At 54.4% G+C, this 21,775-nt stretch carries 22 protein-coding genes; 9 read left to right on the top strand and 13 right to left on the bottom strand.

Translation table 11 applies throughout. From position 1 onward, the window contains the following. The first annotated feature begins 2 nt into the window (after window positions 1-2). Genes moaC through HVZ39_RS17060 form a run of 4 tightly spaced genes read left to right on the top strand, consistent with a single transcriptional unit; the run spans window position 3 to window position 1,926 of the window. Window positions 3-488 (top strand): cyclic pyranopterin monophosphate synthase MoaC, encoded by a 486-nt coding sequence (moaC, locus tag HVZ39_RS17075; RefSeq protein ID WP_003035188.1) that lies wholly within the window; start codon window positions 3-5, stop codon window positions 486-488. Further along, complete coding sequence (moaD, locus tag HVZ39_RS17070) at window positions 481-726, top strand: molybdopterin synthase sulfur carrier subunit (RefSeq protein ID WP_016152348.1); 246 nt, start codon at window positions 481-483, stop codon at window positions 724-726. Before moaC ends, moaD begins: the two co-directional genes overlap by 8 nt. A gap of 1 nt (window position 727) precedes the next feature. Continuing rightward, complete coding sequence (moaE, locus tag HVZ39_RS17065; protein WP_016152349.1) at window positions 728-1,180, top strand: molybdopterin synthase catalytic subunit MoaE; 453 nt, start codon at window positions 728-730, stop codon at window positions 1,178-1,180. Between the two features lie 41 nt (window positions 1,181-1,221). After that, window positions 1,222-1,926: a Bax inhibitor-1/YccA family protein gene (locus HVZ39_RS17060; protein ID WP_003831536.1), complete on the top strand. Its 705-nt coding sequence runs from the start codon at window positions 1,222-1,224 to the stop codon at window positions 1,924-1,926. Window positions 1,927-1,965: 39 nt separating this feature from the next. On the opposite strand, the gene HVZ39_RS17055 is transcribed toward HVZ39_RS17060, so the two are convergent. The 3 genes from HVZ39_RS17055 to HVZ39_RS17045 are packed head-to-tail and all read right to left on the bottom strand — an operon-like array spanning window position 1,966 to window position 4,927. Then, the gene (locus HVZ39_RS17055) at window positions 1,966-2,928 is read right to left on the bottom strand and encodes a YbhN family protein (RefSeq protein WP_016152350.1); all 963 of its coding nucleotides are present in this window, start codon (window positions 2,926-2,928) and stop codon (window positions 1,966-1,968) included. Continuing rightward, window positions 2,928-4,169, bottom strand: a complete 1,242-nt coding sequence (gene clsB / locus HVZ39_RS17050) for a cardiolipin synthase ClsB (RefSeq protein WP_080859036.1) — start codon at window positions 4,167-4,169, stop codon at window positions 2,928-2,930. Before clsB ends, HVZ39_RS17055 begins: the two co-directional genes overlap by 1 nt. Beyond that, window positions 4,166-4,927, bottom strand: coding sequence for an endonuclease/exonuclease/phosphatase family protein (locus HVZ39_RS17045; RefSeq protein WP_181632738.1), 762 nt, complete (start codon window positions 4,925-4,927; stop codon window positions 4,166-4,168). The genes clsB and HVZ39_RS17045 overlap by 4 nt, the downstream gene beginning before the upstream one ends. A 131-nt stretch (window positions 4,928-5,058) precedes the next feature. Between HVZ39_RS17045 and HVZ39_RS17040 the strand changes: the two genes are divergently transcribed. Beyond that, on the top strand, window positions 5,059-5,469 hold the full coding sequence (locus HVZ39_RS17040; RefSeq protein WP_016152353.1) for a YbhQ family protein: 411 nt from the start codon (window positions 5,059-5,061) through the stop codon (window positions 5,467-5,469). On the opposite strand, the gene HVZ39_RS17035 is transcribed toward HVZ39_RS17040, so the two are convergent. The 5 genes from HVZ39_RS17035 to cecR are packed head-to-tail and all read right to left on the bottom strand — an operon-like array spanning window position 5,431 to window position 11,072. Next, complete coding sequence (locus tag HVZ39_RS17035) at window positions 5,431-6,537, bottom strand: ABC transporter permease (RefSeq protein ID WP_016152354.1); 1,107 nt, start codon at window positions 6,535-6,537, stop codon at window positions 5,431-5,433. The genes HVZ39_RS17040 and HVZ39_RS17035 overlap by 39 nt on opposite strands. A gap of 10 nt (window positions 6,538-6,547) precedes the next feature. Then, entirely contained in the window at window positions 6,548-7,681 is a 1,134-nt protein-coding gene (locus HVZ39_RS17030) for an ABC transporter permease (RefSeq protein WP_016156059.1), read from the bottom strand. Beyond that, entirely contained in the window at window positions 7,674-9,410 is a 1,737-nt protein-coding gene (locus HVZ39_RS17025; protein WP_016152356.1) for an ATP-binding cassette domain-containing protein, read from the bottom strand. The genes HVZ39_RS17030 and HVZ39_RS17025 overlap by 8 nt, the downstream gene beginning before the upstream one ends. Beyond that, window positions 9,403-10,398 (bottom strand): secretion protein HlyD, encoded by a 996-nt coding sequence (hlyD, locus tag HVZ39_RS17020; protein WP_016152357.1) that lies wholly within the window; start codon window positions 10,396-10,398, stop codon window positions 9,403-9,405. The genes HVZ39_RS17025 and hlyD overlap by 8 nt, the downstream gene beginning before the upstream one ends. Then, window positions 10,395-11,072 (bottom strand): transcriptional regulator CecR, encoded by a 678-nt coding sequence (gene cecR / locus HVZ39_RS17015; RefSeq protein WP_016152358.1) that lies wholly within the window; start codon window positions 11,070-11,072, stop codon window positions 10,395-10,397. The genes hlyD and cecR overlap by 4 nt, the downstream gene beginning before the upstream one ends. A gap of 221 nt (window positions 11,073-11,293) precedes the next feature. Between cecR and rhlE the strand changes: the two genes are divergently transcribed. The 4 genes from rhlE to HVZ39_RS16995 all read left to right on the top strand — a co-directional run bounded on the left by rhlE (window position 11,294) and on the right by HVZ39_RS16995 (window position 17,129). Then, the gene (gene rhlE / locus HVZ39_RS17010) at window positions 11,294-12,637 is read left to right on the top strand and encodes an ATP-dependent RNA helicase RhlE (protein WP_047415258.1); all 1,344 of its coding nucleotides are present in this window, start codon (window positions 11,294-11,296) and stop codon (window positions 12,635-12,637) included. 96 nt (window positions 12,638-12,733) lie between these two features. After that, window positions 12,734-14,884 carry an ATP-dependent DNA helicase DinG gene (gene dinG / locus HVZ39_RS17005; protein ID WP_115190792.1) on the top strand — a complete coding sequence of 717 codons (2,151 nt, stop codon included), beginning with the start codon at window positions 12,734-12,736 and terminating at the stop codon, window positions 14,882-14,884. A 29-nt stretch (window positions 14,885-14,913) separates the two neighbouring features. After that, entirely contained in the window at window positions 14,914-15,882 is a 969-nt protein-coding gene (ybiB, locus tag HVZ39_RS17000) for a DNA-binding protein YbiB (protein WP_181632737.1), read from the top strand. A gap of 161 nt (window positions 15,883-16,043) precedes the next feature. Further along, window positions 16,044-17,129, top strand: a complete 1,086-nt coding sequence (locus tag HVZ39_RS16995) for a malate/lactate/ureidoglycolate dehydrogenase (protein WP_181632736.1) — start codon at window positions 16,044-16,046, stop codon at window positions 17,127-17,129. Window positions 17,130-17,226: 97 nt separating this feature from the next. Here HVZ39_RS16995 and ybiJ read toward each other — a convergent pair whose 3' ends face one another. The 5 genes from ybiJ to mcbA form a co-directional block, all read right to left on the bottom strand. Continuing rightward, complete coding sequence (gene ybiJ / locus HVZ39_RS16990) at window positions 17,227-17,487, bottom strand: DUF1471 family protein YbiJ (RefSeq protein ID WP_016152363.1); 261 nt, start codon at window positions 17,485-17,487, stop codon at window positions 17,227-17,229. 300 nt (window positions 17,488-17,787) lie between these two features. After that, entirely contained in the window at window positions 17,788-18,054 is a 267-nt protein-coding gene (locus HVZ39_RS16985) for a DksA/TraR family C4-type zinc finger protein (RefSeq protein WP_181632735.1), read from the bottom strand. Window positions 18,055-18,129: 75 nt separating this feature from the next. Further along, window positions 18,130-18,807 (bottom strand): PKHD-type hydroxylase YbiX, encoded by a 678-nt coding sequence (gene ybiX, locus HVZ39_RS16980; protein WP_047501257.1) that lies wholly within the window; start codon window positions 18,805-18,807, stop codon window positions 18,130-18,132. A gap of 43 nt (window positions 18,808-18,850) precedes the next feature. Further along, window positions 18,851-21,136, bottom strand: a complete 2,286-nt coding sequence (locus HVZ39_RS16975) for a catecholate siderophore receptor Fiu (RefSeq protein WP_181632734.1) — start codon at window positions 21,134-21,136, stop codon at window positions 18,851-18,853. Window positions 21,137-21,429: 293 nt separating this feature from the next. Then, window positions 21,430-21,690, bottom strand: a complete 261-nt coding sequence (mcbA, locus tag HVZ39_RS16970; RefSeq protein WP_016152367.1) for a DUF1471 family periplasmic protein McbA — start codon at window positions 21,688-21,690, stop codon at window positions 21,430-21,432. Window positions 21,691-21,775 lie beyond the last annotated feature (85 nt).

The following is a 21,775-nucleotide window of genomic DNA, read 5'->3' as shown; positions in this document are numbered from 1 at the left end:
GTATGTCGCAACTGACTCATATTAACGCCGCTGGCGAAGCGCATATGGTGGATGTCTCCGCCAAAGCGGAAACCGTACGCGAGGCGCGTGCAGAAGCATTCGTTACCATGCGTAGCGAAACGCTGGCGATGATTATCGACGGCAGCCACCATAAGGGCGACGTTTTCGCCACGGCGCGTATTGCCGGTATTCAGGCCGCCAAACGGACCTGGGATCTTATCCCGCTGTGCCATCCGCTGATGTTGAGCAAGGTTGAAGTTAATCTGCACGCCGAGCCGGAACACAACCGCGTACGCATTGAAACGCTGTGTCGCCTGACCGGGAAAACCGGCGTCGAAATGGAAGCGTTAACGGCGGCCTCCGTGGCAGCGTTGACCATCTACGATATGTGCAAAGCGGTGCAAAAGGATATGGTAATTGGTCCGGTGCGTTTGCTGGCTAAAAGCGGCGGCAAATCGGGAGATTTTAAGGTGGATGCGCATGATTAAGGTTCTTTTCTTTGCTCAGGTACGGGAATTGGTGAACACGGATGCGATAGAAGTCGCCGCTGAGTTTGCAACGGTAGAAGCGCTGCGCCGGAGTCTTGCGGCAAAAAGCGATCGCTGGGCGTTGGCGCTGGAAGACGGCAAGCTGCTGGCCGCGGTAAACCAGACGCTGGTCAGTTTTGACCATCCCCTTAATGCGGGTGACGAAGTGGCTTTCTTCCCACCGGTAACCGGAGGCTAAGATGGCTGAAACGCGAATTGTTGTTGGTCATGCGCCGTTCAGCGTCGGGGAAGAGTATCCCTGGCTGGCCGAACGCGATGAAGATGGCGCGGTGGTCACTTTCACCGGTAAAGTCCGCAATCACAATCTCGGCGATAGCGTGCAGGCGTTAACGCTGGAACACTATCCGGGAATGACCGAAAAAGCGCTGGCGGAGATTGTCGACGAAGCGCGTGCGCGCTGGCCGCTGGGACGAGTAACGGTCATTCATCGCATTGGCGAACTGTGGCCGGGTGACGAAATCGTTTTTGTTGGCGTGACCAGTGCGCATCGCAGCAGCGCGTTTGATGCCGGGCAGTTCATTATGGATTATCTGAAAACCCGCGCACCGTTCTGGAAGCGCGAGGCCACGCCAGAAGGTGAGCGCTGGGTTGATGCCCGCGACAGCGATAAGCTAGCAGCAAAACGCTGGTAGAGTACAATTGGTGTAGGCTCATACTGATTCAGGAGATTGTCATGGACCGATTCCCACGATCCGATTCTATTGTACAGGCCCGTTCCGGCCTGCAAACGTATATGGCGCAGGTGTACGGCTGGATGACCTGCGGATTGTTGCTGACGGCGTTTATCGCCTGGTATGCAGCAAATACGCCCGCGGTGATGATGTTTGTCTTCTCCAGCAAAATCACCTTCTTTGGACTGATCATTGCCCAGCTAGCGCTGGTGTTCGTCCTGTCCGGCATGGTGCAAAGGCTCAGCGCGGGAATGGCGACCACGCTGTTTATGCTCTATTCGGCATTAACCGGGCTGACGCTATCAAGCATTTTTATCGTCTATACCTACTCGTCTATCGCCAGCACCTTCGTGGTCACCGGCGGGATGTTCGGGATCATGAGTTTGTACGGCTACACCACCAAACGCGATCTCAGCGGTTTCGGCAATATGCTGTTTATGGCACTGATCGGTATTGTGCTGGCCTCGCTGGTTAACTTCTGGTTGAAGAGCGAAGCGCTGATGTGGGCGGTGACCTATATTGGGGTGATTGTGTTTGTCGGCCTGACCGCTTATGACACGCAGAAGCTGAAAAATATCGGTGAGCAGATCGACCTGCGTGACAGCTCCAATCTGCGTAAATACGCAATTCTTGGGGCCTTAACGCTGTATCTGGACTTCATCAACCTGTTCCTGATGCTGCTGCGTATCTTCGGCAATCGTCGTTAACTCTCTGTTGCCGGATGGCGTAAGCCGCCATCCGGTGAATCATTTCGCCATCGCCTTCTCGTTTTTTACCCGCAACTTTTTCGCCCGACTCTCCAGCAGCAAATAGCACATCAGCGCCAGCAGCAGCGGAATAAAATAGTACAGCACGCGATATGCGAGCAGGGCGGCAATGATTGTCCCCTGAGAGGTGTTCTCTCCCGCCAGCAGCGCCATAAAGACCGCCTCCAGCACGCCAATCCCCGCCGGAATATGCACGATAACACCGGCAATACTGCTCACCAGCAGCACGCCCAGCACGAAGAAATAGTTGATATTCTGACCCAGCAACAGCCAGATAATCGCCCCCATTACCATCCAGTTAGTACCGGATATCGCCATTTGCGCGAGGGCAAATTTCCAGGAGGGCAGCACTAGTTTTTGGCCCTTGATGGTGATGTGGCGATGTTTAGCGAAAGCGCAAAACCACAGATAAACAACAATCATCAGCAGCAGCGCAATGCCTAAGAGGCGTAGCGTACCTTCATCGATATACCAGTGCGCGGGCAGTTCAACAACGCCGAAAGTGAAAATAAAACCGCCCAGCAGAATATAGCCCAGCCAGTTGGTGGTAATGCTCAGTGAAAAAATTCGCGTAATTGTGCTCCCCGGTAATCCGAGACGCGAGTAGAGACGATAACGCATCCCAATACCGCCCACCCAAGTGCTTAACGTCAGGTTGAAGGCGTAACAGATAAACGACACCAGCATGACCTGGCGTTTTGCCAGCTTGTGCCCGCAGTAGTAGCGCCCGAGCAAGTCATAGCAGCCGTAAAGTAAATAACTGACGATCACCAGCCCTACGGCGCTGAGCAGGGCGATCCGATTGTAATCGCGAATTACCGTCCATACTTCCTGCCAGTTGACCTTACTGGCATAAACGACCAGCAATACGATGACTGCAATAAAAAATAGCCATGTGAGGATCTTTTTCGCTAAGCGCCAGCGTCGGTGGTTTTTTGGCATCAGGTTTCCCCTCCTGCATCCTCAGTTGGAATACGATCCTGGGTTTCCAGAGTTGGCTGTGCGGGTGGTTCTACCTCGGCCAGATGCGGGGTATGCGCCGGTAGCCAGCCGACCAGCGCCGGGAAGTGGCGTAAAAAGTGGAAGGCCAACACGCTTTTGGTCAGGTTCCACCAGGTGCGTTTTGGCAGCATTGATTCATCAACTCGCTTGCAGTCCTGCGCAATAATGGGGTTCAGGTTGTCACGCAGGGTCTGGTTAAACGTGCGGTCATGAATAATAAGATTCGCCTCCAGATTGAGCGACAGACTGAGCGGGTCGAGATTGCTGGAACCTACCGTCGCCCAATGATCGTCCATCAGCGCGACTTTACCATGCAGGGGCTTACGCCGGTATTCATAGACATGGACGCCGCCTTTAACCAGATAGTTATAAAGCAGGCGGGCACCCACTTTCACAATCGGCATATCCGGTTCACCCTGGACGATGAGTTTTACCCGAACACCGCGTCGCGCAGCTTTTCGGAGGGCATGCAGCAGGCGATAACCCGGAAAGAAATAGGCATTGGCAATGATCACTTCCCGCCGGGCCTGGGTCAGCATTTTCAAATAGTGGCGTTCAATATCATCGCGATGCTCTTCGTTATCGCGCCAGACAAACAGCGCCTGCGCTTCGCCAGGCCGATGATTCTCAATTGCCCGGTGATGACGTCGCCACCAGCGTCGTACGGCGCTCTGTCCCGGTAAGTTCTCCAGCACGAATTTCAGGATGTCGGCCACGACAGGACCTTCCACGCGAACGGCATAATCCTGCTTGGCCTCGGGACCGTAATCAGACATGTGTTCAGCGGAATAATTAATACCGCCGACAAAGGCAACACGGTCATCAATGACCACAATTTTGCGATGCATACGGCGAAAGAGATTGGTGCGCATACCGAACAGACGCGGGCGCGGATCGTAGTAGCGGAAAACAACGCCTGCTACGGTCAGCTCTTCGACAAAACTGTCGCTAAGATCCGGTGAACCGTAACCGTCCAGCAGCACCTCTGCTTTGATTCCGCGCTGGGCAGCTCCGAGCAAGGCGGCATGCAGCTGTTTTCCGACCGCATCTTCAAACCAGATAAAAGTCTCAAGGATAATTTTTTGCTGTGCTTGTTCAATGGCGTCAAAGACGGCGGGATAGTATTGATCGCCATTTTCCAGCAGTTGAATTTGATTGCCTTCACGCCAGCCATTTTTCATAAATGAATCTCCGCACTCAGGGGGGCATGATCGGACAAATGTCGCCAGTGACGCAGCGCCAGCGTCGCTGGGGTACTGGCATTCGCGTTTTTCACATAGATCCTGTCCAGACGCAGCAGGGGAAACTGCACCGGAAACGTCCGCGCCGGGCGACCGTGGGCGCGGGTAAAAATCTCGTCAAGGCCGGCCCTGGCTTTCAACGGGTGATTGGCCGTTTGCCGCCAGTCGTTAAAATCTCCGGCGATCACCACGGGCTCCGCGTCGGGCAGGGCATTGACCCAGTCAGCCAGCATAGCGAGCTGGGCCTGACGGTGTGCTTCACGCAAACCGAGATGCACGCACATGACATGAATTGGGTGCGAGAGCATTGGCGGCACGATGCGGCAGTAGAGGACCCCGCGCTTTTCACTCGCGCCGACGGACACATCGCGATTTTCATAATGTTCAATGGGATAACGCGACAGCACCGCGTTACCGTGATGCCCTTGCGGGTACACGGCGTTACGCCCGTAGGCGAAGTCGCTCCACATGGTGTCCGCCAGAAATTCGTAGTGGGTGGTATCCGGCCAGTTCTCAATCTGCAGCGAGTGAGCATCGTGCGCGCCCATAACTTCCTGTAGGCACACAATGTCTGCACCGACCGTTCTGATAGCCTCCCGTAGCTCAGGCAAAATAAAACGCCGGTTGAAGGCGGTGAACCCTTTGTGAGTATTAATGGTGAGCACATTGAATGAAAATTGAACTCCCGATCCGCTCATGAGCCTCCCGTTGGCGTCACTTCCTAAATAAAATAGTGTAGTCGTCGTCACAAAAAGATGCGGTGTTGCGGAATTTTCCGTAAAGTCCGGTACTCTGAATAATTAGTTGAAAATCCTTCAGGAGAAAAGCCATGAGGTGGCAACAACGTGTTCGTGTCGCAACGGGTCTAAGTTGCTGGCAGATTGTGTTGCATTTACTGGTAGTGGCGTTGCTGGTAATGGGCTGGATGAGCGGTACGCTGGTGCGCGTCGGCCTGGGATTATGCGTCGTTTACGGCGTAACGGTTTTATTAATGCTGGCCTTGCAACGTCACCATGAACAGCGCTGGCGCGACGTAGCTGATGTGCTGGAAGAACTGACTACCACGTGGTATTTCGGTGCCGCGATGATCGTACTGTGGTTGCTGTCGCGCGTGCTGCAAAACAACGTCTTGCTGGCCCTGGCGGGCCTGGTGATCCTTGCCGGACCCGCCGTGGTCTCGCTGTTGGCGAAAGACAAAAAGCTACATCACCTTGCGTCTAAACATCGCATACGCCGCTGAGCCGGTCGTGGCCGCTATTACCAACAGCGGCCACAAACTTCCCCACACAATCTGCAGACTCGCATCCTTCAGGTAAATCTGTTTCGTGATGTCCGTAAAATGGCGGATTGGGTTTATCCACGTCAGATTCTGTAGCCAGACCGGCATATTTTCGACCGGCGAGACGTAGCCTGAAAGTAAAATCGCCGGCATCATAAACACAAACACGCCGATAAATGCCTGCTGCTGGGTGGCACACAGTGATGAAATCAGCAGACCAAAGCCGACCAGCGACAGCCCGTAAATCACCATCGTGAAATAGAACAGCGCCAGTGAACCGGCAAAGGGGATGTGATAAGCCCAGATGCCGATCGCCAGCACAATGGTGGCCTGAAACGTTGCCACAATTAACGCGGGCACCGCTTTACCGATGAATATCTGCCAGGTGGTAAGCGGGGAGACCAGCAGCTGATCCAGCGTGCCTTGCTCGCGCTCGCGGGCAACCGAGAGCGAAGTGACGATCATGACGCCGATGGTGGTGATCATGGCGATCAGCGACGGAACCACAAACCATTTGTAATCCAGATTCGGGTTATACCAGTTACGCACCACCAGCTCGCTGTTGTTCGGTTTCGGCTTGCCGTCCATCAGCTCCTGCTGATACTCCTTAACGATCTGCTGCAGATAATTCGCGGCAATTTGCGCACTGTTAGAGTTACGCCCGTCGAGAATAATCTGCATGGGAGCCTGCTGAAAGGTATCCAGATTACGCGAAAAGTTGGCCGGGAAGCGCACCAGCAACAGGGCTTTTTGCGTGTCGATGGTGGGCTGGATCTCCTGCGGGCTTTTCAGCAGCAGAACGTGCGTAAAGGCGCTGGCGCGAGCGAAGCGCTGGGTTAGTTCCACCGAATGTTTACCGTTGTCTTCGTTATAGATAGCGATAGTGGCGTTGGTGACTTCCAGCGTGGCCGCGAACGGGAACAGAATAACCTGAATCAGCACCGGTAAAATCAGAATGGCTCGCGTCTGCGGTTCACGTAACAGCGATTGCAGCTCTTTACGAATTAATGTCCATAAGCGATGAAACATGCCCGTCCCCTTAATCCAGCCGACGTTTGGTTTTAAGCCACGTCAGGCCAATAAACATCACCGCCGAAGCGATTAAAAATAGCACGTTGATAATCAGCACCACCGGAATATTTCCCGCCAGAAACAGGCTTTGTAGGGTGCTGACGAAATAACGAGCCGGAATAATATAGGTTACTGCCCGGATAATCGCCGGCATGCTGTCTATCTGGAAGATAAAACCCGACAGCATAATCGAAGGCAGGAAGGCGGCGTTTAGCGCGACCTGCGCGGCGTTAAACTGATTGCGGGTGATGGTGGAGATAAGCAACCCCATGCCGAGCGTGCTGAGCAGAAACAGGCTGGTAATGAAAAACAGGATCAGCAACGAACCGCGATAGGGCACGCCGAGAATAAACACCGACACCAGCATACACAGCAGCATCGCCAGCATGCCCAGAAAGTAATAGGGGATCAGTTTGCACAGCAGCAGTTCGACGCGGGTGACTTCGGTAGACAACAGCGCTTCCATGGTTCCGCGCTCCCATTCGCGCGCCACCACTAATGAGGTGAGGATAGCGCCAATAACCGTCATGATGATGGTTACCGCCCCGGGAATAATAAAATGTTGGCTGATGGCCGCCGGGTTAAACCAGTAGCGGGTCTGCACGTCGATCAAAGGTTCAAAAGATTCTCCGCGATCTTCCGCCCGCTGTTGTTGCCAAATCTGCCAGATGCCTTCGACATAACCCTGTACAAAGTTCGCGGTATTCGGTTCACTGCCGTCGGTGATCACCTGAATCGGCGCCACGTCGTTGGGTCGCGCCATCTGCTGGGCGAAATCCACCGGGATCACCACTAGCCCGCGAATGCGCCCGGCCTGCATTTTCTCAATCAATTCTTGACGGTTATCGCTGATGGTGGCGTCAATATACGGTGAACCGGTCATGGTATGGGTAAAATCCAGCGCCTCTTCGCTTTGCTGTTCGAGCAAAATCCCTACCCGCAGCTTGCTGGAGTCGAGGTTGATCCCGTAGCCGAAGATAAACAGCAGCAGCAGCGGGATCACCACCGCAATCAGCCAACTGCTGGGATCGCGGACGATCTGGCGCGTCTCTTTCACGCACAGCGCGCGTACGCGACGCCAGGAGAGAACGGAGTTACTCATGCGTATGCTCCTTATCCCAGTCATTGATTAGCGTGATAAAGGCCTGTTCCATGGTCGGGTCTGGCGTCTCACTGTCAGCAGCCTGAGCTTTCAGGTCGTCCGGCGTACCGCTGGCAATCAGTTTGCCGCGATACACCAGCCCGATGCGATCGCAGTATTCTGCCTCATCCATAAAGTGGGTGGTCACCATCACCGTGACGCCTTTTTCCACCATGCTGTTGATATGTAACCAGAACTCCCGACGGGTGAGGGGATCGACCCCGGAAGTGGGTTCATCGAGGAACAGAATGTCGGGTTCATGCATCAGCGAACAGGCCAGCGCCAGGCGCTGTTTAAAGCCCAGCGGCAGTTCGTCGGTGGCGTGGGAGGCGATACTCTTCAGGCCGAATGCCTCGCTCATCCGCTCGATTTTCTCCTTCTGCGCCCGACCGCGCAGGCCGTAGACGCCGGAGAAAAAGCGCAGATTCTGTTCAACCGTCAGGTTGCCATACAGGGAGAATTTCTGCGCCATATAGCCCAGATGCTGGCGCGCTTTACCGGAGCTGACCTTCAGGTCCATGTCCAGCACCAGCGCTTTACCCGAAGTGGGGACCAGCAGGCCGCACATCATTTTAAAGGTAGTGGATTTGCCCGCGCCGTTGGGCCCTAACAAACCAAAAATCTCGCCGCGCTGCACGGCAAAGTCTACGTGGTCGGTAGCGGCAAAATCGCCAAATTTTTTGGTCAGCGCTTTGGCTTCGATCACCGTTTCACCTGGCGTGCCTTCCACGGTATGCAGGATAGCGCCCAGCGGGGACTCCGATGTTCCGGCCCCGCCAAGTAAATCGATAAAGGCATCCTCGAAGCGGGGGGCGGTTTCGTTGATGGTTATCTCCGGCATGCCGTCAGCGTTTTGAATCTGCTGGGCCGTCGCTTCTTTTTTCAGGATTAAGCGGACGGATTTCCCCTGAATCATCCCGTCGCTAACCTGCGGCAGTTTTAACGTGCGTTGCAGCAGTCGGCGGTTATTTTCCTGCGAACTACTCATCAGGAAGCTGCGACCCGACATGGTTTGCGTAAGCTGAGTGGGATCGCCCTGATACAGCAATTCACCTTCGTTCATCAGCAGCACATCACGGCATTGTTCAGCTTCATCCAGATACGAAGTGCTCCAGAGGATCAGCATGCCGTCCCCGGCCAGTTCATGAACCATTTGCCACAGTTCGCGACGGGAAATAGGGTCGACGCCCACGCCAGGCTCATCCAGCAGCAACACGCTGGGTTCACCGACCAGCGTACAGGCAAGTCCGAGCTTCTGTTTCATGCCGCCGGAAAGCTTGCCGGCCAGTCGTCCGGTAAACGGCCCCAGCGAGGTAAATTCCAGTAGCCGGGCAAAGGTTTTTTCTCGCGCTTCACCGGTAACGCTACGTAAATCTGCATAGAGATTGAGGTTCTCCATGACGGTCAAATCTTCATACAGACCAAATTTCTGCGGCATGTACCCCAGTACCGCATGCAGCGCGCTGTCGTCTTTGATGGGATCAAAACCAATTACCGTTGCGCTACCGGCGTCGGGTTTCAACAGCCCTGCCAGCATTCGCATCAGCGTGGTTTTGCCTGCGCCATCCGGCCCGACCAGCCCGGTCACGTAGCCCGCATGAACGGTACAGTCGAGCGGGGCGACGGCCGGTTTATCCATTCCGGCAAAGTTTTTCGTCAGTCCATTCAGCGTAATGACGGCGTCATTCATGCCGTGCCTCATCGCTGAACTTTATCGTTACCGGCATTCCCTGGCGCAGCGCATCGTCCGCGTCGGTCACCACAATACGCAGGCGATAAACCAGGTCGGTGCGCAGGTCAGGGGTCTCGACTGTTTTTGGGGTAAACTCGGCGGTGGGCGACACGAAGCCGATTTTGCCGTGATACGGTTTGTCCGGACGGCCATCGGTGTAAAGCAGGATTTCGCGTCCTGGCTGCGCCTGGCTCAGATTTTGTTCGTCAACGTAGGCGCGAACCCATACCGGACGCGTGAGTGACAGCGTCAGTACCGTGCCCCCTTCGTTCAACATGCTGCCGGGTTCGACCGCACGGGTGAGTAACGTGCCGTCAGACGGCGAGGTCAGCGTGGTGTCATGCAAATTAAGCTCTGCCTGGGCCAGCTCGGCCTGAGCTTGTTCGAGCGTGGCTTTCGCCTGCTCAATGTCCTGCACACGATTACCGCTGCGGTATTGGGTGAGTTTATCCTGTGCGGATTTCAGAGAGGCCAGCGCCTGATCGCGTGATGAACGGGCGTTTTCCAGATCGTTGGCGGAGATAGTGCGGCTTTTCCACAATCCTACCTGCCGATTGTAAAAGTTTTGCGCGTAATCATAGGCTGCCTGCGCCTGTTTGACTGCCGCTGCGGTTTGCGCGATCTCCTCTTCACGATACCCTGCCAGCATCAGATCGTATTGCGCCTGCGCGGCGGCAACATTCGCTTTTGCCTGCATTAATGCGTTTTCGTACGGTGCACGGTCCAGTTCGCCCAGCACCTGACCGGCGGTAATGGCATCGCCTTCGTCAACCGCCAGCGAGGCCAGCCTGCCGCCGACGCGAAAACTCAGGTTGACGCTACGGATATCGACATTGCCGTACAGCGTCAGACCGTTATCTTGCCGACTTTGATACCACCACGTTCCACCGGCAATCACGGCAACGAGGGCCGCGATGACCAGCCCGAGAACGACAGGTTTTTTCATGACTCCAGACTCCTTTGCGTTAAACCTTGCAGAATAAGATCGATGTGACAGGTGATCGTTTGGTCAATCAGCGCGGTTTTATCCTCATCAAATTGTGACCAGCCCGTACGCAACAGAATGGTTTCTTTCCCCAGACGAAAGGCCAGTACCTCGCCGAGTAGGGCGTGGGTGTGCAGGATCATTTGGGTATCGTTGGCATCGCCGCCGGTATAGGCAGCAATCAGGCGCGTCAGGTGAGTATGTAGCGGATTGATAACCTGGTCGTGCACCAGTTGATAAGCCGCGGTGGGGGAAAGCTGTTCGCGCGAAATAAATTTGCTCAGGTTAACGGTATCGTCCTGGGTTAACAGCATGATCATATTTTTGCAGGCGCGGAGGATAAGTTCGCGCATCGCGCCACGATCCGGTTCCGGCTGAGCAAACAGACGCTCGGCTTCTTCAGCGTGCGGGCGAAACTGTGAGCCGATAAAATCCGCAATCCACTGGGCGCAGGCGAGATATAAATCCTCTTTTGAGCCAAAATAGTAGGTGATGGCAGCAATATTTTGCCCGGCCTGCGCGGCGATATCGCGAGTAGTGGCGTGCAGACCATACTCGCCAAACTGCGCCAGCGCGGCGGCAATGAGCTGATTTTTCGCCTGTTCACCTTTGGTTGTCATGGTGGGTGTATTCATAGCACGACTCAGATCTTAATCAATCGATTGATTAAGATTATGACTGATGTGTAACCTTGTCCAGTCCGGACCGTTATTTTTCAGCGCAGGGATAATTTATGCGGCACATCACAAAAACTGCTACACTCCGCCCCTTCATGACATTGTGGTTTTTGTCATCTTTATTATATGTATCTCCCTGAAAACGACACCGGTAACGGTCAGGGTGGTTCGGAGTTGTTATGTCTTTTGATTCCCTTGGTTTAAACCCTGATATTTTACGTGCCGTTGCCGAGCAGGGTTACCGTGAACCTACCCCTATTCAGCAGCAGGCGATCCCTGCCGTGCTGGAAGGCCGCGATCTGATGGCTAGCGCCCAGACCGGTACGGGGAAAACGGCAGGTTTTACCCTGCCGCTGTTGCAGCACCTGATTACCCATCAGCCGCATGGCAAAAGCCGTCGTCCGGTGCGTGCGCTGATCCTCACGCCAACTCGCGAACTGGCGGCCCAGATTGGCGAAAACGTACGTGATTACAGTAAGTATCTGAATATTCGCTCGCTGGTGGTCTTCGGCGGCGTGAGCATTAACCCGCAGATGATGAAGCTGCGCGGCGGTGTGGATGTGCTGATCGCCACGCCTGGTCGTTTGCTCGATCTGGAACACCAGAATGCGGTGAAACTGGATCAGGTTGAGATTCTGGTACTGGATGAAGCTGACCGCATGCTGGATATGGGCTTTATTCATGATATCCGTCGCGTTCTGGCGAAACTGCCGGCAAAACGCCAGAACCTGCTGTTCTCAGCAACATTCTCTGATGATATTAAGTCGCTGGCCGAAAAGCTGCTGCACAATCCGCTGGAAATCGAAGTGGCGCGCCGTAATACCGCGTCAGAGCAGGTGACTCAGCACGTTCATTTTGTTGATAAAAAGCGTAAACGTGAACTGTTGTCGCAGATGATTGGTCAGGGCAACTGGCAGCAGGTACTGGTGTTTACCCGTACCAAACATGGTGCGAACCATCTGGCGGAACAGCTGAATAAAGACGGCATTCGCAGCGCGGCGATCCACGGTAATAAATCTCAGGGGGCGCGTACGCGTGCGCTGGCTGATTTTAAATCCGGTGATATTCGTGTGCTGGTGGCGACCGATATTGCCGCGCGCGGTCTGGATATTGAAGAGCTGCCGCACGTCGTGAACTACGAGCTGCCAAATGTCCCGGAAGATTATGTGCACCGTATTGGTCGTACCGGTCGTGCGGCCGCTACCGGCGAAGCGTTGTCTCTGGTGTGCGTTGATGAACACAAGCTGCTGCGTGACATCGAGAAGCTGCTGAAAAAAGAGATCCCGCGAATTGCGATGCCAGGCTACGAGCCAGACCCGTCCATCAAAGCCGAGCCGATCCAGAATGGTCGCCAGCAGCGTGGCGGCGGTGGTCGCGGTCAGGGTGGAGCAGGGCGTGGTCAGCAGCCGCGTCGTCAGGATGGCGGTGCGCCAAAAGCGAAACCGCGTAGCGGCGAAGGCAAACCGGCGGGCGATAAGCCTCGTCCACCGCGCCGTCCGCGCAAACCGTCTACAGCGCAGTAATTGCGAGCCCGGCCGAAAGGTCGGGCTTTTCTTTTTGCGACACGTATCAGAAAGTGCCACAATAGTGGCTGTTTATACAGTATTTCAGGTTTTCTCATGGCACTAACGGCTGCGCTAAAAGCGCAAATTGCCGCCTGGTATAAGGCGCTTCAGGAACAGATCCCCGACTTTATTCCCCGTGCGCCCCAGCGGCAGATGATTGCTGACGTCGCGAAAACGCTCACCGGGGAAGAAGGGCGGCATCTGGCAATTGAAGCGCCGACCGGGGTGGGGAAAACGCTGTCGTACCTGATTCCCGGTATTGCCATAGCGCGTGAAGAACAAAAAACGCTGGTGGTCAGTACCGCCAACGTTGCTTTACAGGATCAGATCTACAGCAAAGATTTACCGCTGCTGCGCAAAATTATCCCCGATCTGCGTTTTACCGCCGCGTTTGGTCGCGGGCGTTATGTCTGCCCGCGTAATTTAGCGGCGCTGGCCAGTAGCGAACCCAATCAGCAGGATCTGTTGGCCTTTCTCGACGATGACCTGACGCCCAACAACCAGGAAGAACAAAAGCGCTGCGCCAGGCTAAAAGGCGATCTCGACAGCTACAAGTGGGACGGGCTGCGCGATCACACGGATATCGCTATCGACGACGGACTCTGGCAGCGCCTGAGCACTGATAAAGCCAGCTGTTTGAATCGTAACTGTCACTACTATCGTGAATGCCCCTTTTTTGTCGCCCGCCGTGAGATTCAGGAAGCCGAAGTGGTGGTGGCTAACCACGCGCTGGTGATGGCGGCCATGGAAAGCGAAGCTGTTTTGCCGGAGCCGAAGAACCTGCTGCTGGTCCTTGATGAAGGTCACCATTTGCCGGACGTCGCGCGCGATGCGCTGGAGATGAGCGCAGAAATCAGCGCCCCCTGGTATCGACTGCAGTTGGATCTGTTTTGCAAATTAGTGGCCACCTGCCTGGAACAGTTTCGTCCAAAAACCACGCCGCCGCTGGCGAATGCCGAGCGTCTGAACGGTCACTGTGAGGAACTGTATGAGCTGATTTCATCGCTCAATAACATTCTTAATCTGTACATGCCTGCGACCCAGGAGGCGGAACACCGTTTCGCGATGGGCGAACTGCCTGCGGAAGTGATGGAGATTTGTCAGCGTCTGGCGAAGCTAACAGAAATGCTGCGCGGTCTGGCGGAACTGTTCCTCAACGATCTCAGCGAAAAAACCGGCACCCACGATATTGTGCGTCTGCATAGGGTTATTTTGCAGATGAATCGGGCGTTGGGCATGTTTGAGGCGCAAAGCAAACTGTGGCGGCTGGCTTCGCTCGCGCAGTCGTCAGGCGCGCCGGTGAGTAAATGGGCGACGCGCGAAGTGCGTGACGGGCAGATCCACGTCTGGTTCCACTGTGTGGGGATCCGTGTGAGCGATCAGCTTGAACGACTGCTGTGGCGCAGCGTACCGCATATTATCGTGACCTCCGCCACGCTGCGTTCGCTCAACAGCTTCTCGCGTTTGCAGGAGATGAGCGGGCTGAAAGAAAAAGCAGGGGACCGGTTTATCGCGCTGGATTCACCGTTTAATCACGTTGAGCAAGGCAAAATCGTCATTCCGCAGATGCGCTACGAACCGTCAATTGATAACGAAGAGAAGCATATCGCGGAAATGGCCGCCTATTTCCGCGAACAGCTGGAAAGTAAAAAGCATCAGGGCATGCTGGTACTCTTTGCCAGTGGTCGGGCAATGCAGCGTTTTCTTGAGCACGTTACCGATCTGCGCCTGCTGTTGCTGGTACAGGGCGACCAGCCGCGCTATCGACTGGTGGAGCTGCACCGCAAGCGGGTGACCAACGGCGAGCGTAGCGTACTGATTGGGCTGCAATCTTTTGCCGAAGGTCTGGATTTGAAAGGCGACTTGCTGACCCAGGTGCATATTCACAAAATTGCTTTTCCGCCTATCGACAGCCCGGTGGTGATCACCGAGGGCGAGTGGCTGAAAAGCCTGAACCGCTACCCCTTTGAGGTGCAGAGCTTGCCCGCGGCATCGTTCAATTTGATCCAGCAGGTTGGGCGACTCATTCGTAGCCACGGCTGCTGGGGAGAAGTGGTTATTTATGACAAGCGTTTATTGACCAAAAGCTATGGCAAGCGTTTACTGAACGCATTACCCATATTTCCGATAGAGCAACCTGCTGTGCCAGACGTTATAGTAAAACCAAAAGAAAAAGCGAAACCCACGCGTCGCCGTCGGCGTTAACGATGCGAGCAACAGGCAAGGAGTTATCGATGGATTACCGCAAAATCATCAAAGAGATTGGGCGAGGAAAAAATCACGCGCGTGACCTGGATAAGGATACTGCTCGCGGACTGTATACCCATATGATGAACGGCGAGGTGCCCGATCTTGAGATGGGCGGTGTACTGATTGCGCTGCGCATTAAAGGCGAAGGTGAAGCGGAGATGCTGGGCTTTTACGAAGCGATGCAGAACCACACCATTCGCCTGAGTCCGCCAGTGGCCAAACCCATGCCGATTGTCATTCCCAGCTACAATGGCGCGCGCAAGCAGGCAAATTTGACTCCGCTGCTGGCGATTTTACTGCATAAACTGGGCTTCCCGGTGGTGGTGCACGGTGTCAGCGAGGATCCAACCCGCGTGCTGACTGAAACCATTTTCGAACTGATGGGGATTGCGCCGACGCTGCATGCCGGGCAGGCACAGGCAAAGCTGGATGGTCATGAGCCGGTGTTTATCCCGGTGAGTGCGCTGTGTCCTCCGCTGGAAAAACAGCTGGCGATGCGCTGGCGAATGGGCGTGCGTAACAGTGCGCATACGCTGGCTAAATTAGCCACGCCGTTTGCCGAAGATGCCGCGCTGCGTCTTTCCAGCGTTTCTCACCCGGAATACGTATCGCGCGTGGCGAAATTTTTCGGCGATATCGGTGGGCGTGCCCTGTTGATGCACGGTACCGAGGGTGAAGTGTACGCCAACCCGCAGCGCTGCCCGCAGATAAGCCTGATAGATTCGTCCGGCGTGCGAGTGCTACAGGACCGGCAGAGCGAGATGCCCGATGAGCCGGTCCCACTGCCGGTGGCTAAAGACCCGGAAACTACCGCGCGCTGGATTGAGCGTTGTCTGGCGGGCAGTGAGCCGGTTCCGGCATCGCTGAAGATCCAGATGGCCTGCTGCCTGGTAGCAACCGGTGAATCCGCGACGCTGGCTGAAGGACTTGGCCGCGTCGAGCAAAGCTTCTGATTTTTCTTTCTCTCGACGGGTCATTTGCCTGGCCCGTCGCTTCACGCCTTCCGGCAACGTGAAATTTCTGCACGTTTATTGATCTCCTGAGCGCTGTGGCGCAGCATAGTTTGTTGAAAAATAAGAAACACAATCAACACGCGACACAACAGGAGATAACAATGAACAGTGGACATCGCTTCCATGTGCCAACGCTGCACGCCTTTATCCAGGCCGTTTTTCACCAGATGGGAAGCAATGAGCTGGAGGCGCGGCTGGTGGCCGATCATCTGATAGCCTCTAACCTCGCCGGCCACGACTCCCACGGTATCGGCATGATCCCAAGCTATATTCGCTCATTTTCGCAGGGACACCTGCAGATCAACCGCCATGCCAAAGTGGTCAACGATGCGGGAGCGGTGATTACGCTTGACGGCGACTGCGCATTTGGTCAGGTGGCGGCCCACGAGGCAATTACGCTTGGGATCGAAAAAGCGCGCCAGTACGGTATCGCTGCCGTGGCATTACATAATTCGCACCATATTGGACGTATTGGCTACTGGGCGGAGCAATGTGCGGCGGCGGGTTTTGTTTCGGTGCACTTTGTGAATGTGGTAGGGATCCCGATGGTCGCACCGTTTCATGGCCACGATAGTCGATTTGGCACCAACCCCTTCTGCGTGGTGTTCCCACGTAAAAATACGTTCCCGTTGTTGCTGGACTATGCAACCAGCGCCATCGCGTTTGGCAAAACCCGTGTGGCTTGGCACAAGGGTGAGCCGGTGGCTCCGGGATGCCTGATTGATGCTAATGGGGTACCCACAACCGATCCTGCCGTAATGCAGGTCTCTCCACTGGGGTCGTTGCTGACCTTCGCCCAACACAAAGGTTATGCGCTGGCGGCAATGTGCGAAATTATGGGGGGAGCGCTTTCTGGTGGTAAAACCACACATGAAGAGAGCCTGCAGACCAGCGCGGACGCCATCATTAACTGTATGACGACCATCATTATGAATCCGGAACTGTTTGGCGCGCCGGACTGCGACAACCAGGTCGCGGCCTTTGCTAAGTGGGTGAAAGCGTCCCCCCATGCTGAAGATGCCCCGATCCTGTTGCCAGGGGAGTGGGAGGTGAATACTCGTGAAGAACGGCTGGAGCAAGGTATTCCGCTGGATGCCGGAAGCTGGCAGGCGATTTGCGAGGCGGCGTTGCAAATAGGGATGCCAGACGCCGTGTTGCAGGAATTCCGTCAACGACTGGAACACTAAGCAAAAAAAAGCCCGTCCAGTGGCGGACGGGCAAACAAAGGGTAACAAACAGGGTCAATGAGGGTTGGAGCATTGGGTCGTACAGGTAATCTTTCGGTTATTTATAGATAACCGCGGTGCCGCTCATTTTGTCTTTGCCGATAGCGGAAGTGATGCTGTAACCCGTTGCACCAGCAGCAGTCGCTTTTTCAGCCAGTTTTGCTTCCAGGCCGTCCAGCGTGGTGGCGCCGTCAGCAGATACCACACCAATTTTGTTCATGTTTTGCGCCTGAGTAGAGGAAACTGGCTCGGCAGCGAAAACGCCAAATGACAGGGTAGACAGAGCGATGGCGGCAACAGCAAATTTGATATTTTTCATGATTAATTTCTCGCAGGTTTGTTCTGTTAGTCAGTGTTCTTTAAGAAGACGTTGTTTCGTCGATGTGAGAAGTATCACGTTTTTTTATGCGAGATAAAATCGAATAGAATTGACGACATCAATCAAAAAAATTGAATGACAAATAACTTATTGAATATTAATAAATTCGAAAGAGGGATTTACAGTTCTTGTCATTGCGCTTTACAGAGAAACCGACAACGGCACATTTTGCTACACAGAGTGCAAAAAAGCGTGCTCGTAAAGGAAATCGTATGCGCTGAAACTTTCGGTAAAGATAAGTCAACGTAGCTGGCTGTCTTTCGAACCTCTGCGATTATATCCTGAAAATGCTGCACTATGTGAATCTTTATCCTGCTGGCATGTGATGCACAAGCGTACGCCGGGCACGGCCTCCCGTCTGGCCTGAGGGATTAGATTGCCACATTCTTCGCATTCATACAGACTTTCCCCCGTCGGTAACTCACCGCGGGCGCGGGCAACAGCATCTTCAATAGTATTGTTGATCTGTTCGTTAACAGCGTCGTCATTTGCCCATCCGGATGCCATACCTACCTCCTGCTGATGTCTACAAAATAAGTATAGCGAATGTGATGGCTGAAAAACGACCACGTGTCAGCGGTATCAGATTTCAGACCATTCGCGCAGCAGGTTATGGTAGAGATTGAGAAGCGACAGGATCTCGCTACTCTCCCCATGACGTGTCTTCAGGGACTGGATGTTTTTATCCAGTTCAAAAAGCATGGCGCGATTTTTATCGTCCCGGATCATCGACTGGATCCACATAAAGGATGCCACCCGAACCCCACGGGTCACTGGCGTAACGCAGTGCAGGCTGCTGGAAGGGTAAAGTACCAGATCGCCTGCCGGAAGTTTTACCGCATGCTGGCCGTAGGTGTCATTGACCAGCAGCTCTCCTCCCTCATAATCGTCGGGATTACTCAGGAATAAGGTGGCGGAAAGATCTGTGCGCATCCAGCCGTTTTCCGGATGACTACGCACCGCGCCGTCAACGTGAAAACCGTAGGTCTCGTTGTGCTGGTAGCGATTGAACAGCGGTGTGGAGAGCGTTTTCGGTAATGCAGCGGCGAAGAATAACGCGCTGTTGTTCACCGCGTTTTGTACCGCCTGTTGTAAAACGCCGTAACGTTCACTTTGCGTATTCACCTGCTGGTTGTTTTTAACCTGCGCGCCCTGAGCGCCGGTGGTTGCGCGGCCATCAACCCAGTCGGCAGCGTCCAGTTGTTCGCGAAACCAGGCGACATCCTGCGCCGACAGAATGCCGGGAATGTGATACATCATCAGTGTTTCTCCTGAAAGTGGGGCTTACGCCCCACGTAAAAGATCAGAAATGCATATTTGCCGTGAGCAGGAAGGTTCTTGGCTCGCCCGGATGATAACGGTATCCGCTCTTGTTAATGGAGGATACATAATCGGTGTCGAACAGGTTATAGACGTTCAACTGGAAATCGAGATTGCGATTCACGCGATAACCCAGTTTCGCGTCGGCGACCCAGTAACCTTCGGTGTAGGATGGCGTACCCATGGCCCCGTCGGAACCGCGATGCATACTGCCCACGTAGCGAGCGCCCGCGCCAACAGAGATATCATCGGTAGCCTGATACTGGTTCCACAGCGTGAACGCATGTTCTGGCGTGTACGGCAGGGATGAAGAACCATCCTGAGCAACGTTTTTGCCGCTGTGGATCGTCGCGCGCTGCTGGGTGTAACCCCCAATAACCTGCCATGCGGGAGTGATGTTCCCTGCTACCGAGAGTTCGTAACCTTCAACGCGCTTCTCCCCGTACTGGGAATATGTGCCGTCGTCGTTCTGCTCAACTTCGTTCTCAATATCCGTACGGAAAATCGCGGCAGTTAACAGCAGGCGCTTATCCAGCACCTCCCATTTGGTGCCGATCTCGCTGGTTTTCGCTTTCTGCGGTTTGAAATCGGTACGGTTCGCACTGTTACCGCTTCCGCCCTGAGCGAGGGCAAAGTTGCTGCCGCCCGGCGGTTGCTGAGAAACGGCGTAGTTAATGTAAACGTTACCGTTATCGGTCAGGTGATACAGCGCGCCCGCTTTCCAGTTCACCAGATTGCCTGATTTGGCAGTATCCACGGTGGTGACCGGAGAACCTTTCGCCACGCCTGTCGGACACGCGACCGCGCCGCGACCAGAAGCGCCGCAAGCGGTGGCGCTGTCATATTCCGTGCGGTAATTGTCGAGGCGAATACCACCGTTCAGTTCAAACTCACGGGTAATCTGTAGCGTATCAAAGGCGTATACACCGAAGGTATCGGTTTGCCCGTTAGCATTAGCGCCGTTACGAGACAATCCGCCGATATTCACATTGCTGTCGGGGTGATAGATATTTACCGGCGGCGGGGTGATCGGGTTTACACCATAGTTGGTTTGCGTTTCGCGCGTTAGCTCCACGCCGGTGCTGATGTCGTGACCGATGGATCCGGTGTAAAATTTTGAGGTCAGGTTGGTTTGGTTGGTCAGGATCTTATTGCTGACATCTTTGGTATTTGCCAGGCGTGACCAGGTCCAGGTGTCGACGCTGCTGGAGGGTTGGGTGATGTTAGTCGCGCCGCCCATCACCGCCGTCATCAGATAATCCTGCTTAATGCGTGACCAGCGGGTGGTGTTGCGAATAGTGGTGCTGTCGTTCAGGTCATGTTCAAAACGCATCGTTGCAGTATCGGTCGTTGAATCGTCGTAATCCGAGTTGGTACCGTAGAAGTTATGCGTATCCACTTTTCCTGACTGATTCAGTGCAGCAGTCCCCGCGGAAGGCGCGGAATATCCAGGCAGACCGATGGTGGGGACACCGCCATCCGGGGTGTTGTGCTGGGTGACATGCAGATAGTTCAGATACAGTCGGTTCTCAGTGCCTAAGCCAAAGGCGAGCGAGGGGGCCACACCATAACGTTCATTCTTAACGTTATCGCGACCGGCATCATGCGTTTTTTCACCCATCAGGTTTAACCGTGCAGCGGTGGTCTCACCGATGACCTGGTTAATGTCCAGCGTACCACGGCGGAACCAGGCGCTACCGACGCTGGCCGAGGCATCGATCCCTGAGTCAGTGCGCGGCTGTTTGCTGATCATATTGATGGAGCCCGTTGGCGCGCTACGGCCATAGTCGGTGCCGGAGGGGCCTTTGATCACTTCAACCTGTTCGGTATTGAAAGTGTCGCGCGTAACGCTGCCAATATCACGGATACCGTCGATATAAATACTGTTCGAGGTATCCGCACCACGCATGTATACCGCGTCACCGGTAGTGGAGTTGCCGTTCTCACCGGCGAAAAACGCGCCAACGCCCGGTACGTTTTTCAGCGCATCGGTCAGATTGGTTGCACCTTGATCCTTAATTACCTGCTCAGAAATCACTGTCATGGTGCGGGTTGTATCCGCTACCGGGCGGGAGAACTTAGGGTCGGCAGACTGCGTTGGGGCGTATAGCGAAGGTTTGGCCGCTTCAACAACCAGCGTATCTTCTTGTTTTTTATCTTGATCGCCCGCGGCGACAGCCTGAGCTACCGGAGACAGGCCAATACACAGACCGGCAAAAAAAGTCAGTGAATGAAAACTACTGGCAGGCAAATTGCGATTTTTATCCATGTTAGTGAGTGACTTATTATTTTTTGAGTAGACGGTTTCACTCGCGCGAAGGGACATCTCTGTGGATGTTATACCCTGCAGGCCTCGCGGGAGTGAACATGTAATTGATAATGATTTTGATAAGCATTACTAATCAGTGCGACGTTTTAGCATTCATTAATTCAAAAATAAATACATTTATTTACATTGGATTCAAAATTGCTACACGATGATTACAATTTGAGCGGTGAACGACGTGAACAGCAGGTAGCAAACTGCATTCGGGGTGAATGCAGTTGGGCTAAGGTGAGGGACTACTTATAGATAGTTGCGCTGCCGTACATCTGGTTTTTACCGCCCGCAGAATTGACGACAAAGCCTTTTGCGCCTTGTTCTTTCGCTTTCTCTGCCAGCTTGTCTTCGAGATCGCTCAGGTTAGAGGCTCCGGTAGCGAAAACAGTGCCGGAAGCTTGTAGCTGGCCGGTTTGAGGGCTGGTGTAGGGCTGTGCAGCAAAGGACGCAAATGTCATGCCGGTCAGTACGGTAGCGGCAAGGAATGTGAGGCATTTCTTCATGGTGATATCCTCTGAGAAACAACAGGTCGTGCCTGATAAGTTTAGGCCGTCAGCGGATGACATTTACCGCAAAAAACTGGTGATG

The sequence above is a fragment of the Citrobacter sp. RHB35-C21 genome (assembly GCF_013816515.1).
GTDB classification, from domain to species: domain Bacteria; phylum Pseudomonadota; class Gammaproteobacteria; order Enterobacterales; family Enterobacteriaceae; genus Citrobacter; species Citrobacter braakii.
The sequence above is the reverse complement of the archived record's forward strand: the minus strand, read 5'-3'. Positions and strand labels throughout refer to the sequence as shown.